The sequence below is a fragment of the Sphingomonas sp. MS122 genome (assembly GCF_049532975.1).
Taxonomy (GTDB): domain Bacteria; phylum Pseudomonadota; class Alphaproteobacteria; order Sphingomonadales; family Sphingomonadaceae; genus Sphingomonas.
On sequence record NZ_CP186695.1, the window covers coordinates 571,529 to 587,096 of the forward strand.

The 15,568-nt window shown below is 68.1% G+C and carries 13 protein-coding genes; 5 read left to right on the plus strand and 8 right to left on the minus strand.

What is annotated here, in order from left to right:
* Positions 1-191 precede the first annotated feature (191 nt).
* Together ACO227_RS02755 and ACO227_RS02760 are read left to right on the plus strand one after the other, a co-directional pair.
* Positions 192-1,613, plus strand: coding sequence for a hypothetical protein (locus ACO227_RS02755; protein WP_423605083.1), 1,422 nt, complete (start codon positions 192-194; stop codon positions 1,611-1,613).
* Positions 1,614-1,633: 20 nt separating this feature from the next.
* Positions 1,634-2,041 carry a hypothetical protein gene (locus tag ACO227_RS02760; RefSeq protein WP_423605085.1) on the plus strand — a complete coding sequence of 136 codons (408 nt, stop codon included), beginning with the start codon at positions 1,634-1,636 and terminating at the stop codon, positions 2,039-2,041.
* Here ACO227_RS02760 and ACO227_RS02765 read toward each other — a convergent pair.
* Both ACO227_RS02765 and ACO227_RS02770 read right to left on the minus strand, forming a co-directional pair.
* On the minus strand, positions 2,038-2,898 hold the full coding sequence (locus tag ACO227_RS02765) for an ankyrin repeat domain-containing protein (RefSeq protein ID WP_423605086.1): 861 nt from the start codon (positions 2,896-2,898) through the stop codon (positions 2,038-2,040). The genes ACO227_RS02760 and ACO227_RS02765 overlap by 4 nt on opposite strands.
* Positions 2,899-2,926: 28 nt before the next feature.
* Positions 2,927-3,814, minus strand: a complete 888-nt coding sequence (locus ACO227_RS02770; protein WP_423605087.1) for an Mbeg1-like protein — start codon at positions 3,812-3,814, stop codon at positions 2,927-2,929.
* Between the two features lie 155 nt (positions 3,815-3,969).
* Between ACO227_RS02770 and ACO227_RS02775 the strand changes: the two genes are divergently transcribed.
* A complete protein-coding gene (locus ACO227_RS02775) occupies positions 3,970-5,295 on the plus strand; it encodes a phage tail tip lysozyme (protein WP_423605088.1) in 1,326 nt (441 codons plus the stop codon).
* Between the two features lie 24 nt (positions 5,296-5,319).
* The gene (locus ACO227_RS02780) at positions 5,320-5,664 is read left to right on the plus strand and encodes a hypothetical protein (protein ID WP_423605090.1); all 345 of its coding nucleotides are present in this window, start codon (positions 5,320-5,322) and stop codon (positions 5,662-5,664) included.
* On the opposite strand, the gene ACO227_RS02785 is transcribed toward ACO227_RS02780, so the two are convergent.
* The 6 genes from ACO227_RS02785 to ACO227_RS02810 form a co-directional block, all read right to left on the minus strand.
* Positions 5,658-6,038 (minus strand): hypothetical protein, encoded by a 381-nt coding sequence (locus tag ACO227_RS02785; protein WP_423605091.1) that lies wholly within the window; start codon positions 6,036-6,038, stop codon positions 5,658-5,660. The genes ACO227_RS02780 and ACO227_RS02785 overlap by 7 nt on opposite strands.
* 78 nt (positions 6,039-6,116) lie before the next feature.
* A complete protein-coding gene (locus ACO227_RS02790; protein ID WP_423605093.1) occupies positions 6,117-7,283 on the minus strand; it encodes an alginate lyase family protein in 1,167 nt (388 codons plus the stop codon).
* Positions 7,280-8,542 carry an alginate lyase family protein gene (locus ACO227_RS02795; protein ID WP_423605095.1) on the minus strand — a complete coding sequence of 421 codons (1,263 nt, stop codon included), beginning with the start codon at positions 8,540-8,542 and terminating at the stop codon, positions 7,280-7,282. The genes ACO227_RS02790 and ACO227_RS02795 overlap by 4 nt, the downstream gene beginning before the upstream one ends.
* Positions 8,542-11,379 (minus strand): TonB-dependent receptor, encoded by a 2,838-nt coding sequence (locus ACO227_RS02800; RefSeq protein WP_423605097.1) that lies wholly within the window; start codon positions 11,377-11,379, stop codon positions 8,542-8,544. Before ACO227_RS02800 ends, ACO227_RS02795 begins: the two co-directional genes overlap by 1 nt.
* A gap of 104 nt (positions 11,380-11,483) precedes the next feature.
* Positions 11,484-13,355: a hypothetical protein gene (locus ACO227_RS02805; RefSeq protein WP_423605099.1), complete on the minus strand. Its 1,872-nt coding sequence runs from the start codon at positions 13,353-13,355 to the stop codon at positions 11,484-11,486.
* Positions 13,355-14,506 carry a glycoside hydrolase family 88/105 protein gene (locus ACO227_RS02810; protein ID WP_423605101.1) on the minus strand — a complete coding sequence of 384 codons (1,152 nt, stop codon included), beginning with the start codon at positions 14,504-14,506 and terminating at the stop codon, positions 13,355-13,357. Before ACO227_RS02810 ends, ACO227_RS02805 begins: the two co-directional genes overlap by 1 nt.
* Before the next feature lie 157 nt (positions 14,507-14,663).
* Between ACO227_RS02810 and ACO227_RS02815 the strand changes: the two genes are divergently transcribed.
* On the plus strand, positions 14,664-15,557 hold the full coding sequence (locus ACO227_RS02815) for a DUF4861 family protein (RefSeq protein ID WP_423605102.1): 894 nt from the start codon (positions 14,664-14,666) through the stop codon (positions 15,555-15,557).
* Positions 15,558-15,568 lie beyond the last annotated feature (11 nt).

A 15,568-nucleotide genomic window follows, 5' to 3' on the forward strand; every position in this document is an offset into this window, starting at 1 on the left:
GCCCAATAGCCCCTCCCGCTCGTGGGAGGGGTTGGGGAGGGTCTTCTTCTAAACCGTGGCAAAGGAAGAAGGCCCTCACCCTCTCCACCTAATCGATTCGATTAGTCGCCTAGTCGGATCGCAGAGCGCGGCGCCCCGCCCGATCGGGCATTGCCGACGGCGTCCACCCCCGTGCGACCCGGAGGAATGCGATGGCCGATCCCGTCACCGATGCCGCCAACTCGATCTCCAAGAGCCTGGAGACCGGTTTCCTCAATCCCGTCAGCAACGACGACATCAAGAGCGCGGTCGGGCAGATCACCAACCTGCCCGCGGCCGAGGCCAACCAGCTGATCGACCAGCTCGAGTCGAGCGGCCAGCTCGACCAGATCGCCGGCGAGATCAACGACGGCAGCTGGTTCGGCAATGGCGGCCTCTCCGCCGACGAGCGCCGCGCCTTCTTCACCGACATGGCGGGCAAGCTGAGCGGCGAGAACCTTGCAGCGCTGTCCGAATCCTTCTCGCGCACCGATGACGGCGGCGGCGAGTTCGGCGCGGTCGCCGATCTCGGCAAGGAGATCGCCACTCATGCTCCGCCGCGGACCCGCGTCGACTATATCGCGGCGATGAAGCCGCAGGTCGACGGCGAGCGCTACACCGACAGCTATTTCGGCGGCGCGGTCAGTCACGATACCGACGCCCAGGCGGCAGCGGTCGGCAACGTCCTCGGCTCGCTGCGCGGCGCCTATGCCGAGGCCGGGTTCAACGCGATCGGCGACCGCCTGCCCCACGTCCTCACCACCGCCACCGATGGCGAGCTACGCACCGGCATGGGCGGCCACGCCACCGCGACCTGGAACGCGCAGGGCTATCGCGACATCATGGACGCCGCGGCGAGCATGGGCGACGCCGACTTGAAAGCGCGCGTGTTCGACGCCGGCGTCGACACGCTGCGCTCGGTGCGCGACACCAATTCGGTGATCGGCGGTCTCACCGTGATGGGCAAGGACGACGCGCTGCGGACCATGACCGACGGCTTGACCGCGCTGGTCAACAGCGACACCACCGGCGTGATGACCGAGCTCACCTACAATCGCGAGACCTCCGACGGGTCGGACTTCGCGGCCTATGCCAAGGAGATGCTGAACCAGGACCGCGGCGCGGAGCTCGGCCAGCAGATGGCGCGCCTGCAGCTCGGCAATGACGAGAATGGCGACCCGATCCAGCGCCTCAACGAGACGATCCAGGTGCCCGGCACCGACCAGGGGCGCCGCCCCAATGCCGGCGCGCTCGGCTATTTCGTCGGCGCGACCTATGCCGCCACCGCCTCGATCACCAAGGACGTCGCCGACCAGCGCGCGATGGCGACCTCGGTGCTCGATTCGGCGCTCGCCATCGTCGACAAGGCGGCGCGCAAGCATCCGGTCGCGGGCGCGGTGGCCAGTGTCGCCAAGGAATGGACGCATTACGCGATCAACCAGGCGATCGGCGACCCCACCGCCGATGCCGCGACCAAGCTCGAGAACGCCGCGCTGCCGGTCAACAAGCAGACCGGCGAGCTCGGCGTCGGTGACGACGTGCTGAGCGCGTTCGAGGATACGCTGGCCTCGGTCCAGCGCCGGGCACGGCCTTGAGGCTTCGGGCGGCCGCGGCGATGCTGACGCTCGCGGCGGCCGCCTGCAGCGGTCCCGCCGAGGCGCCGGCGCCGCCGGCGATGCTCATCACCTCGGCCGAGGATCCGTTCGGCGATGCGGTGCGCAAGCGCGTCACGCGCGCGACAATCGCGGCCTATGACGCGCTCGAGCCGCGCTTCGGCCGGCTGTCGAGCATGCCCTATGCGATCCCCGCCGAGAAGCGCGCCGCGCTGATCGCGACGCTCGAGCATGATCTGCCGCCGGGCTGGTCGCGCGTCGATCTGCCCGGCGTTCGTCCGGATCATAGCGAGTTGCGCGCCTATGCGGCGGGCAAAGCGCTGTTCGCGCTGCTGGTCGTCGAGCCGGGGCAGGGCACGCTGATGCCTGTCATGATCCTGCGCAACGACGCGGCGTCGAAAACCCGCTAGCGGGTCCGCTCGCGGATCAACTTGAGCACGGGTTCGGGCACCGGCGCGCCCTTCCCCGCCGGCGGCCAGCTTCCGTCCAGCGCCAGCTTGCGGATCGTGCGCGGATCGGGCGCAGGCTCGGGCCAGCCGAGCCGGTGCACGCGCTCGGCCAAACGGCGCTGCGCGGAGGCTTCGTCGGCATTGCGCGCGAGCATCGGCGTCGCGACCGACGTCGCGAGGTTGGCGCCGCCGGCATCGATCGCCCAAGGATCGGCACCGCGATCGAGCAGCAGCTCGGCGATGCGGAAGCGCTCCATGTCGAGCGCGGTGTGCAGTGGGCGCGTGCCGGTGCGCTCGGCAAGGTTCGGATCGGCGCCGGCATCGAGCAGCATCACCACCGCGCCGGGCGCGTTGAGGCCGATCGCGGTGCGCATCGGCACGCTCGGCGCGCCTGGGGGATTGGCGCGCGCCCCCGCCTCCAGCAGCCGCCCGGCGAACCACGGATCGCGCGCGCGCAGCGCGAGGATCAGCGGCAATCCCTTGCCCTCGCCATCGAGCGGCGCGCCCGCGGTGATCGCCGTGTCGACCATCTCGCGCCTGCAGCTCGCCACGGCCAGACTCAGCACGTCGGCACCGCCGCCCAGCCGTAGCCGGGCAAGCGCCGGATCCCCGGCGAGCAGCGCCCGCACCTCGTTCACGTCGCTTTGGAACAGCGCGTCGACCAGCGCCCGCGCGCTTTCGCCGATGCCGGGCGCGGCCAGCACCGCGGCGCGGTCGGGCAGCTCAGTCCCGGGGGCGAAGCAGTCCGCAGGAGCCGCTGCAGGCGCACAGCCCATCGTCACGATCGCGCCGGCAATGGCGGGCAACACACGGCGCACATGGTCACTCCGGTCGGTCGCGTGGGGCTCAGTCGAGCACCCGGGTTCCCGCGATCACCCAATCCATGCCGTGCCGATCGACCGGGTTCAACCCGTCGAAGAAGCCCTTGCCCTCGGGCCGCACATCGGGGAGCTCGTGCTGGGTGCCATAGGCTTCGGGCGCATCGGCGAGGAGGCCGCCGGGAATGCCACCGATGAGGAAGCCGAGGGCGCGGTCGCCGCCATTCTGGAGCATGTGCAGCGCCTCACCCGGGACGTAATAGGCCTGGACCGGCGCGATGCCGCGGCCATTGGCGCTGGCGATGCCGCGCGCAGTGTCGATCGTGTCGCCGGAAAGGCCCGCAGCGTTGAACGTGTCCGCCTCGCGCCCGCTGGCGAGCGCCGCCGCCGAGGCCATCCCGCCGCCGAGCGAGTGGCCGGTGAAGGTCACCGCCTCGTCGCTGCGCGCGACCTGGCGCCCGATCTCGAGCGCCTTGGCATAGCTCTCCGAACCGAGGCCCAGCGCCTGCTGGACATTGTTCTTCCAGTCCTCGCCGCCCTGAGTACCGCGGAACGCGACGACATATTGCGTCGCGTCGCCCTCGCCCGTCGCATAGACCCGCGCGCGGAAGCTCGAGCCGGGCTGCTCGAGCATTTCCGGGGTGAGGCCGAGCTTGTCGAGATCCTCGGCTGAGGCGACGCAATAGCCCGCGGGCGGCGCGGGCTCGGCGCGATAGACGTCGTCGGCGAGCAATGCGTTGGTCTGCGCGCGCTCGGTCAGCGAGACGTCGTTCGCCGCCGCGGCCTTCACCACCGGCGCGGGTGTGACCGGCTCGGCATTCCACCAGCCCGCGACGTCGTTGGCGGGCTCGGGCGGCCCCGCGACGGGCGGCGGCGCGACTTGCTGCGGTTCGATCGAACGGACGGCCTCGACCATCGCCAGACTCCCTGTAGATGGCCGCAGCCTAAGGCGATCCGGCCGCCCTCCACATAGTCGCTTCGATTAGTTGAGGGCCGCCAGCTAGTCGGACCGACTATTCAGGCGCGCGGCGCACAAGCCTAACCTCCCGAACCGTATCAGGAGGATTGCCCGTGACCCGCATCTCCGCCGCCGCGCAGGAAGTCCAGTCGCTTCCGACTCAGAACGCCAACGAATATTGCGTCCGATCGGGCGATACGCTGTCCGAGATCGCGCAGGCCCAGGGCGTCTCGCTAGAGGCGCTGATCCAGGCCAATCCCCAGATCAGCAACCCCAACCTCATCCACCCGGATCAGGTGATCACGATCCCGTCCGGCGGCGGCGGACAAACCTATACGGTGCAGGAGGGCGACACGCTGTCGGGCATCGCCGCGCGCTTCGGCACCGACTGGCAGACGCTCGCGCGCCAGAACGGGCTCGACAATCCGCACCTCATCTACCCCAACCAGCAGATCCACATCGGCGGCGGCGACGGCCAGGTCGGCGGACCCGACGGCACCGGCGGCCCCGAAGGCACGCCGGGCGACGGCACGTCCAACGTCTATGACGTCGCGCGCCAATATCTCGGCCGCAACGCGTCGGACCTCAAGACCGACACGAGCGACGATCTGCCGATGAACCCCAACGTCCCCAACAATGTCTGCTGCGCCAACTTCGTGTCGGGCGTGTTGATCGAGGCGGGGGTGATGGACTCTTCGCTGCGCACTGACTCGGTCGCGCAGCTCAACACCAATTTGCGCAACGCCGGCTGGACCGCAGTCGATCCCTCGCAGGCCAAGCCCGGCGACGTCGTGATCATCCAAGGCGGCGGCGTCTCGCACACCGAGATCTATGCCGGCAACGGCCGCATGATCGGATCGAACAACGTCAATGCCGACGGCAGCCAGCGCATCTCGGAGAACAACCTCTCCTGGGCGCTCGACCATGGCGCAGTGATCCTGCGCGCGCCGGGCGGCGCCAACAATGGCAGCGCGCCGGCCGAGGGCACCAACGGCGCCGACGGGGCTGCCCCCACCGGCGAGGGCACGCGCCAGCAACGCATCGACCAGGCGATCGCCTATTTCGAGGGCCAGGGCTGGACTCGCGCCCAGGCGGTAGGGATCGTCGCCAATCTCGATGCCGAGAGCGGCATGGACCCCAACATCAACCAGATCGGCGGTGGACCCGGCTATGGCCTTGCCCAATGGGAAGCGCCGCGCCAGGCCGATTTCCGCGCCTGGGCGGGTAAGGACATCCGCCAGTCGACCTTCGCCGAGCAGCTCCAGTTCATCCAATGGGAGCTCAACAACACCGAGGCGGCGGCGGGACGCGCGCTGCGCGGCGCCGACGATCCTGGCGAAGCGGCGTCGATCGTGACGCGGCGCTACGAGCGCCCCGCCGACAGCGCGGGCGAGGCGGTGCGCCGCGCCGACCGCGCGCGCGACATCTGGAACCGTTGACGCCGCGCGCGGTTCAGCCGCTGGATGAAGTGGATATTCGCCTCGTTCGTCGCGCTGGCCGGGCTGGCACCCGTGGCGGTTCCGGCCCAGCAGTCCGAGCGCGTGCGCTGCGTGATCGACGATGGCCGCCCCCAGCCGTGCAGCATGTCGGTCGTGACGCGCGGCGGCGTGCGGCACCTGAGCTTCCAGCTCGGCAATCGTCAGGTGAAATTCGTCGGGCGCGCGCAGACCGGCTGGTGGTCAGGCCGGCTCGACGGCAAGCCGGCGATGGGGTTCGAGCGCAACCGCGGGCATGTCGTCTATAGCACCAATGACCTGAGCCGCAGCTTCGCCTGGTTCTATCCCGGCAGCGAGCACGGCACTTATTGAGGCGCGTCGAACGCGAACAAGCTGGCAGGCACGCCATATTTGGCCGGCCAGCCCTCCCACGCCGCATCGGTCGGGCCGATCGCCGCCTCGACCACGCGCCAGCCGGCCTCGCCCTTGCGCAGCAGCGCGGCATAGCTGCGCGAGACATAGCCCTGCCGTGCCGCCTCGGCCTTGCGCGTGCCGCCATAGTCGAACGGCGCGCCGCCCTGCTGCTGCATGTCGGCGAACAGGAACGCCCATTTGCCGTCGCGGTTGAGCTGGCGCACGACGAACACCGGCGGTTTGCCGAGCTCCTCGACGACCGGAATCCGCGCCGCGTCGAGGATCGCGTTGCGATCGGCGTCAGTCACCACCTGCACGGTCGCCGACATCATCACCAATCCCGCCCATAGCATCGTGCCACCGACCACAGCCTATCCCGCGGGATAAAGATTACCAGCGCCCAAGGTTCCCTAATCGACCCAAAGCAGGGGCTGGCGAACGGGGAAATTGCGGATCACCTCGCCGATCACCGGATCGGGGTTGAGCATAGTCCAGCGATGCAGCCAGTCGGGACGGTCGAGCGCGCGGGCGCCGAACAGCAGCGCCGGGTGGCGCACCGGGAAGCCATCGAAATATTCGATATCCTTGGCGAACGGCCATTTGGACTTGTCGGCGATATATGGGGCCATGAACGCGATCGCCTGCCCGATCGAGCGGCCGTCCGATGTACGCCAGGCGATGAGATCGCCGCTCCGCTCCGACAGCAGCCACGCCGAGGCGGCGAGGACGTCGAGGTTGAACAGCGAATAGGCATAGGGCTTGGTGCGCGCGAGTTCGAGCGGCTGACGTCCATCCGGCGCGATCTGCGTGGGGATGATGACCGTCCTGAGCCGCTCGCGCGCCAATCCCGATATATCGCTGCGGCCGGCAACGGCAGCGAAGGCGGCTGTCTGGAGCAGCCAGCAGGTGCCGTGGTTGTTCTTCTGGTCGCGCTCCTCTACCCCGAAGGGCGAGGTGGTGAGCCAGTCGAGATAGCGGGCGAACCAGTCCTCGACACCGGCGCGGACCGCAGCATAGCCTGGAGCGTTGCGCTGCGCGAACAGGGCGGCGGCGCGCGCCACCTCGACGATCTGGAGCGTGTCGATCACGCCGATCGCGCGGCCGATGTTGACGCCGATGATCGCCTGGGCGTGCTGCAGGTTCGGATTCATCCGCATCGCCGGATCGACGAACCAGGCGCGCAGGTGCCGGATCGCCGCGGCGGCATAGCGCGCCTCGCCGGTGATCTCCCAGGCCGCGGCGAGCATCGGGACGATGCGGCCGAAACGGATCAGCGCGTCGCGATGGCCGTCGAACTTGCCGGGATTGGAGCGGCCGTCGCGGCGGATATAGGGCCCGCCCGGATTGGCCGGATCGGGCCACCAATAGTCGCCCTCCGAATAATAATCCTGGCGCCCGCCCGGGCTGCGCGGCGCCGGGATCGCAGCGATGGTGCGCGGCGGTTCGGCGAGCATCGCCCGCGCCTGCGGCAGCACGCGGCGGCGCTCGATCGCGCGCAGATCGGCTTCGGCGGCGCGGGCGCTTGCGGGAAGCGCCGGCAACAATGCCGCCGAAAGTACGATACGGCGCCCGATCATCGCGCCGCGTTGCGGTAGCGCAGCAATATCTCCCCCGCCGCTGCACGCGGATATGCCCCCGGCCCCCAGGCGGCGTCGGCGCGGGTGAGCAGGTCGTCTAGCGCTTCCGCCGGCCACTTCATCTCCTTGTACGGCCATTCGGCCTGGCGCCCGCGATAGACCGCGACGTGATCCGTCGCCTTGCGCAGCGAGCGGCCCTGCACCTCGGCGCCATAGAGATCGATCCCCATGCACGCGGCACTGTCGGCGACATGATAGGCGGCGTCGAGGGTGAAGATCGAATAGTGGAAGCTGCGCGTGCGGGTGAGTTCGTGCGGTAGCGCGCCCGACGGGTCGAGCTGCTTCGCGATCCGCGTCTCGGGAAAGGCGGCGACGGTGCGGCGGGCGATTTCGTTGCGGCGCGCGAACAGCGCGAAGCGGACGATCTGGGCATCGTACCACATACCGTGATTGTTGCCCGCCGCTGCCTCCGCCTTGCCATTCGCGCTGGTGCGCATCCAGTCGACATAGCGCGAGAACCAGCCCTCTAGCGCCTTGACCTCGTCCGCCGACAGCGCGCCCGACGGGCCGATAAGCCCGACCGCATCGATCACGCCGATGAACCCGCTGGTGTCGAGCACCCCCTCCGCGCGGCCGTTCTCGCGCCCCGGCACGGCCTGGGCATAGTTCATGTTGGGGTTCATCGCCGTCGCCGGATCGAGGAACCAGGCGCGGACGAGCGCCGCCGCCTTATCGGCATATTTGCGCTCGCCGCTGTAATAATAGGCAAGCGCGAGCCTGTCGGTGTCGTCCACCATCCGGCCGAGCGCGGTGCGGTCGAAGCGATTGGTCTCGCGCTCGGGGTTCACCTGCCCGTCGCGGCGGACATAGGGACCCCGGGGGTTCGCCGGGTCGGGCCACCAATAGGGGGCGAGACTGACATAGTCATGCCGGTCGCCCGAGATCGGCATGGTGCGCTTGTCGAGCACTGAGCCCGGCGTACGCGCGAGCGCCTGGTCGGCCTGCGCGACCAGCCTGCGATAGGCTCGCGCGACTGCAGGGTCGCTTTGCAGCAAGGCCTTGATCGCCTCGAGCTCGTTCGGCCGCAGCGTGAAGGTGCGGCGGCCGCCGAACGCGGCGGCGTAGCCTTCGGCGCCCCGGCAGAGAGCGGGTGAGGCGGAAGGAAAAGCCGCCGCCGCGGATGGGGCACCCGCGGCGACGGTAGCGGCAAGGACCGAGAGAGGGATGGTCCGGCCAAGTTTGATCGCACCCAAGTTCATCACAGGCGCACCCGCACGCCGAAGAAATACTGGGTGCCGCTGTTGGAGACTTCGGTGATGCTGTCGTAGCCGCCCTTGTACATGACGTCGGGCGTGCCGGTGACGTTGAGCGCCTGCAGCTTGAGCTGCACGTTCTTCGAGATGTCGTACTGCGCCGACAGGTTGAGATAGGTGCCCGGCCGGATCTCGCGGTTGGTGCCGCCGTTCGGCTTGAAATAGCCCGAACGGTAGCGGAGGTTGGCGCGCAGCGAAAAGCCCCATTTCTCGTACCACAGCGATCCGCTCGCGGTCCATTTGGACAGGCCGATCAGGTTCGCCGGATCGACATAGGCGGCGATCGGCGAGGTATCGGGATATTCGAAATTGGCGAACGCGCGGTTGACCGAGCCTTGGACGCCGAAGCCGTCGAGCGGATCGGGCAGCCAGGTGAGGACATGGCTGAAGGTCGCCTCGACGCCGTAGAGATGCCGCGTCTCGCTATCGTTCGAGGGCGCGACCGGGTTGATCGTGAAGGTCTCGATGGTCGGCGCGCCGCCGTCGCGGATCGTGGTGACGGTGATGTCGGTCGGCCGCGGCTCCGACCGCCCGATCACCGTGCCCTTGACCCATTTGTAATAGCCCGCGACCGACAGCAGCGTGTCCTTCGAGGCGTAGAGCTCGAGGCTGGCGTCGAGGTTCCACGCGCGCAGCGGCTTCAGGTTGGGATTGCCGGTGGTGGCGTTGAAAATGATGTTGTCGACGCCCGTGCCCGGCCCCGGGGTGAGGCTGATGCCCGCGCCGAAGCTCTCGATCCCCGACCGCGCGATCGCGCGATAGGCGGCGAGGCGCAGCTTGAGCTGCTGCGACAGGTCGAACGCGATATTGGCGCTGGGCAGCAGGTAGCTGTAGCTGCCCTTGGCGGTGTTGGTGGAGAGCGGCTGGGTCGGATCGACCGCGATGACGTAGGTGTCGTCGCCGGTGTTGATCGTCAGCCGGTAGCCCTGGCGGTAGCCGATCGAAGTGATGTCGGTCTTGACCCAGCGCAGGCCGACATTGCCGCTGAACGGCACCGTCCCTTCATCCGAGCGGAAACTGGCCATCGCATAGGCCGCCCAGATCTTCTCGCGCACGTCGATGTCGCTCGGGTCGCGCCCGTCAGCGGGATAGGGCAGCGCATCGTCGCTGCCCGCGAATGTGCGGAACAGGCAGTCATTGTCGAACGTCGCCCAGCGCGCGACGTTGGTTCCCATGCCCTGCATGTACGAACTGGTGGTGAAGGGCGCGCGACACTGCTGGTTGGCCTGAGTGATCAGCGCGGTGACCTGCGCCGGCGTGCCGGGAATGGTGTTGAGATCGGTGTTGCGGGCATTGTCGTTGGTTCGGTGATGATCCGAATAGCGGCCGCCGAACTTCACCGAGCTCAGGAACCCGTCGAACTCGCGCGTGATGTCGAGCTTGCCCGCCCAGATCACGTCCTCGCGATCCGTGACGAAGCGCCGGCGGGCATAGACCGAGTTGTTGGCGATCGCGAGGAAGCTCGCATGGTTGGTGATGTCGAAGGTTCCGAAATCGACCGTCGGCACGACATCGTCGCCATTATAGGTCAGCGTATAGGGCACGCGCACGGTCGAGCGCATGCGCGTCTGCTTCTGCGTCTCGGTACGGTGGCTGCGCGAATAGGAGCCGTCGAAGGCGATGTTCCAGCGATCGGGCGACCAGATCAGGGTGGCGCCGCCGCCAAGATACTCCTCGTTGCGCTGGCGCGTCTCGAGCTGGTTCTCGAGGTTCGAGTTGCCGCGATAGCTCATCAGCGCGTGTTCGGTATAACCGCTGGCGCCGTCGCCGACGACCAGCGGCTGGACGCCGCGCAGCCCCTCGGTGATCTGGAGAACGTTGCGGTCCTCGAGGCTGGCGCGGTTCGAATATTGGCCGTCGAGCGCGATCTCGAAGTCGGGATGCGGCCGCCACTGGATCGCGCCGATGATGCCGTCGCGCACCTCCGAGGTCTGCTGGGTGCGGAAGCTGCGCGAGCTGTTGGCGAAATAGACGTCGCCGACCGTCTCGCTCGCGTTGCGCGCCGTCGTGACGAGCGCGCAGTTCGCGGTGTTGGTCGCGCCGTTGGTGGCGTAGGTGTTGCACGCCTGGAAGGTCGAGTTGGTGTTGTAGTAATCCTCGGGCGCGGTCGTGTCCTGGCGCTGATAGCCGATCGAGATGCCGATATCGCCGAGACCGGTCGAGAAGACGTCGGTGTAGGAGATGTTGGCACGGTAGCCGAGGCCGTCATGCTGGTAGACGTCGTCGTCCTTGGGCTGGAAATCGCCGCGCACCTCGAACTGGATGCGGCGCTTGCCATAGTCGAGCGGCTTCATAGTTCGCAACTCGATCACCCCCCCGACGCCGCCCTCGAGGAAGTCGGCGCGCTGCGACTTGTAGACGAGCACGCCGTTGACCAGCTCGGAGGGGAATTGCTGGAAGGCGACCGAGCGGTCGGGACCCGCAGTCGAGACCTCGCGCCCGTTGAAGGTCGAGAAGCTCAGCGTCGGCCCGAGGCCGCGCACCGACAGCTCGTTGGCATTGCCCTTGAAGCGGTCGGCCGAGACGCCGGTGATCCGCTCGAGCGTGTCGCCGACGCTGTTGTCGGGGGTCGCGCCGATCTCGTCACTGACCAGGCCGTCGACGACCACGTCGGCGTTGCGCTTGAACTCGATCGAAGTGCGCTGCGTCGCGCGCGCGCCAGTGACGATGATCTCCTCTTCGCCCGCAACCTGGGCCGGCGCTTCGGCCGTGGGCGTATCCTGGGCGAAGGCCGGCGCCATTGCCGCGAGCGCGGCCGAGGCGAGCAGGGAACCGCGAACCATCGCCATTGATCGAGACTTCATCATGCATCCTCCCGAGCCCGGCTTGATACCGGTGTCATCGGAATGTGTCCTACAACTTCATTCGAAGGAGTCAACTGCCTAGATCAGCGGTTGTAGGACAACTCCCATGTCAGTGCGATGACACCGTCTCGCGCGGTAGGCGCAGATCGCGTGCATCGTACCACACTGGCGAACCTGCCGGTCGGCGTACGATATTCGGGTTTTTCCGCTTTTCCGGCTGTGCAGCCGTCATAGCCGGTCGCGGCGAATCTGCTGACCTCACCCGTCCCGAAGCCGACCACCCCTCCGGCACGAACCGATGGCTCGCCCGAGAAGCTCGCGAATTCGAGATCGATCTTCGCTGCGCGCACGCCGGGCGCGAGACGCAGGCGGTCGCTGCGGGTGATGCGGCCGGAGGCGAGCGTGTAGCTGGTCTCGACGCTTGCGCGCCGGTCGGGCCGCGCGTCATTCTCCCCCATCCGGTCGAGCGCGTCCTGGCGCCAACTGACCTGCGTCACCGCGCCTTGGCGCGTGACGCGCACGTCCTTGAAGAAGGCGAGCGGCATCAGCACCGCGCCATCGGCGAGCGTGATGCGCGGCACGAGATGCGGCCAGGTCGCATCGGCCGATCCCGAGAGCATGCCGGGTGAGAAGGGGACGGGGAAATAGGGGTTATGCATGTGCTGTCCCCCGGCCCCGTTGACGATCGGCAGCCCGATCACGCGGCCGCGGTCGCGCACCGTGACCACGGCGCGGTCGTACGCCCCACGCGCGAACCAGGTGAGCGTCGAGCGCGGCAGCGTCTCGAGCCATTTGGCATAGCTGGGATCGGGCGCGCGGCCGGCATAGCCGAGCCGGTTCCAGATCGCGTTGGTGTAGATGTGCTGGCGCGCGAGGCTCAGATTTTCGCCGAAGATGCGATGGATGCCGCGATAATCATCTGTGCGCCGCCCCTGCCCCCACATGTCGACCGAGCCGGTCGCCGGGTTCACCCAGAAATCCACATAGCGCGCGCTGATCCGGCTGGAGAAGGCATAGGCCATGCGTTCCTCTTGCGGCGTCAGCACCTTGAGCAAGGCAGCGGCGGTGAGCACTTCGAGGAAGGCGGTCTCGCCATAGGTGCCGATGCTGCGGCCATATTCGAAGCCTTCGCCGGTCAGGTTGAAGCGCGGCAGCAGCAGGTCGACCGACTTGCGCAGCCAGCCCTTGACCTCGGTCGAGGGAGTCATGCCGGTCTCGATCAGCCGGTGCGCGATCTCGCCGATCAGCAGCACCGAGTAGCGGTCGAACCGCCCCTTGCCCTCGGTCTCGTCGGCGAAGCCATACTCACCCGAATATTTGCGATAGTGATCGAGCGTGCGCGCGAGCAGCTGGTCCGCGCCCGCGGCGTCCTCCCAGCCGAGCAGGTGGCGGAGGCGCGCAACCGAAAAGGCGACGCCATAATAATTGTTGGGCAGGTTGATCAGCGTGAGGTCGGGGCGGACGAAACGCCGCCAGTCGAGCTTCTGCTTGAGCCGGGCGAGCGTCGCCGGGCGCACCGCGCGGTCGAGCAGGCCACGCTCGTTCAAGTCGTGCAGGGCGGAAATGTAGTAATAGACGCCCCAGGTATCGTTGGGATCGTCGAGCGTCAGATCCGCGATGTCGGCGAAATCCTCCAGCCGCTGCGCGAGCCTCGGGTCGCTCCTGTCGAGCGTGGTGACGCGATAGGCCATCGCCGCGGCGATCTTGCCGGGCAGGAACTTGTCCCCGCTCTCGAACACCGCGACGCCGCCGAGCCGCATGCCGCGCTTCTCGCGCAGCAACTGCTCGAGCAATGTCTCGACCTGCGGCATCAGCCGGGTGCGGACGGTGCGGTCCATCGGCGCCACATCGGCGCGATAGACCGGACCATGCGGCTTGCCCGCCCAAGGATCGGCGGGCGCGGCATTGGCGGTGAGCAAGGCGGCAAGGACGGGTACGCAGACCAGCTTTCGCATCAGCGCTTCGTCCCTTTGCGCGCGAGATCGTACATTGCGGTACCGGCGAGGATGAACGCGCCCGAGCCATAGAATTGCGTCTCCCTGGCCGAGACGCTGTCGGGCCGGTCGCCGACTTGCTGCACCCAGCCGAGCATGCCGTCAGGCTGGACGGCGCGGACCACGGCGTTCCAGCCCTTGATCGCCGCGGGCTGATAGGTCGCCCGGTCGAGCAGCCCGGCATCGACACCCCAGGCGAAGGCATAGGTGTAGAAGGCGGTGCCACTGCTCTCGGGCGGGGTGCCGGGGTCACCGTCGAGCAGCGAGGCCGGCCAATAGCCGTCGGCCTTTTGCAGCGTCACCAGCTTGCCCGCCATGTCGCGGAACAGCTTCTCGTAATAGGGGCGCTTGGGATCCTTGCGGTCCATCACCTGGAGCATGCGGACGAGCCCGCCCATCACCCAGCCGTTGCCTCGGCTCCAAAATTGCTTTCGGCCCTTGGCGTCGCGCACCTCAAAGAAGCGGCTGTCGCGGAAATAGAGCTTCTCCACCGGATCGTAGAGATAGTCGGTGGTCGCCTTGAACTCCTCGTGCGCGAAGTCGGCGTAGCGCTGGTCCCCCGTCGCCTTGGCGAGGCGGAGCAGCGTCGGCGGGGCCATGAACAGCGCGTCGCACCAGCACCAGCGATCGGTGCATTTCGACGTGCCCTTGCCCGGCGCGGTCGGAATGAATTCGAGGCTCCCGGTCGGGCGGTTGGCGAGGACGTTGTCGAAATAGGCGCGGGCCGGCGCAAGCGCCGCCGCGCCACCGCCGTTGCGCGCGGACCAGATCCACGCCTGGGCGATCAACTGGTCGTCGGCGTGGAAGACATTGTCGCCGAGCTTCCAGTGCAGTTCGCGGCCGAGATCGAGCAGCGGCGCTGCGTAGCGGCGATCACGCTGGGCGAGGTCGGTGATCGAGATCCAGAAGGTCGCCTGCTGCCAGTCGCGCGGATTGCGCACGCTCGGCCGCGCCGCGGGCATCGTCGCCCAGTTGGTGCGGTTGGCGAGCTGCCAGTCGGCGACGCGGCGCGTCTCGGCAAGGATCGCGGCGGGCTGCGGCATCGCCGCCCGGGTCTCGACGATGGCGGTCGGCGAAGCCGTCGCGGCAAGGGCAAGTAGGGTCAGCGACATGCCGAAGGCCCTGTGCCGGCCCAGCGTTCGTGCATCATCATTCCTCTCCCCTGTTGCGGACGCTTGTCCCTGACACCGGTGACAGACCTCTTTCCTTTTCGGAGGATCGTGTCAATAAGGTTGTCACACAACTCGCCGTTTCCGCGAAAGGAGTAAAATGAGGATCCACGCCCTGCCCCTCCTGCTGCCGGCGAGCATCGCACTGGCGCAGGATCGCGCGCCGCTGCGCCAGGCGACGCCGCAGGAGCAGCGGGCGCGCGCCGCGGTTTCGATCGCGGACTATCGCTATGGCGACCTGCTGTGGGAGAATGACCGGATCGCCTTCCGCATCTATTCGCGCGCGCTGGAGAAGGCCGAGCCGCCCTCCTCCTCCGGGATCGACGCCTGGGGCAAGCGCGTGCGCTGGCCCTATATGGACCGGCAACTGCGCACCGGCGACCAGCATGCCGACCACGGCGAGGGACTCGATTTCTACAATGTCGGCACCGGCCGCGGGATCGGTGGGCTCGGCATCTGGCACGACAACAAGCTCTGGACCTCGCGCAACTATGTGCGGCCGCGAATCGCGAGCGCCGGGCCGCAGGTGGCGGACTTCACCGTCGACTATGAGCAATGGCCGGTCGATGTCGCGCGAACCGTATCCGAGACGCGCCGCTTCGTCCTGCCCGTGGGCACCAACTTCACGCGGATGGTCTCGACGCTGCGCTCGAATCGGGCGGGGCCGCTGATCGTCGGGATCGGCATCTCGAAGCGACCGATCGCGCCGGGGCAGCTCGGCAAGATCATCAGGGACGAGAAGCGCGCGCGCCTCACCTGGTGGGGCCCGACCGATCCCGCCAAGGGTACGATGGCGGCTGCGGTGATGGTCGATCCGCGCGCCTTTGCGGGCTTTGCCGAGGATGCCGACAACTACCTGATCCTGGTGCGGGTCGAGCCGGGCAAGCCGTTCGTCTATTATGCCGGCGCGGCATGGGACCGCGGACCCGACTTCGCGACGCGCGAAGCCTGGCAGGCGCAGGTGGACAAGGAGACCCCCAATTTCACACCCTAGCCAGCCCCACG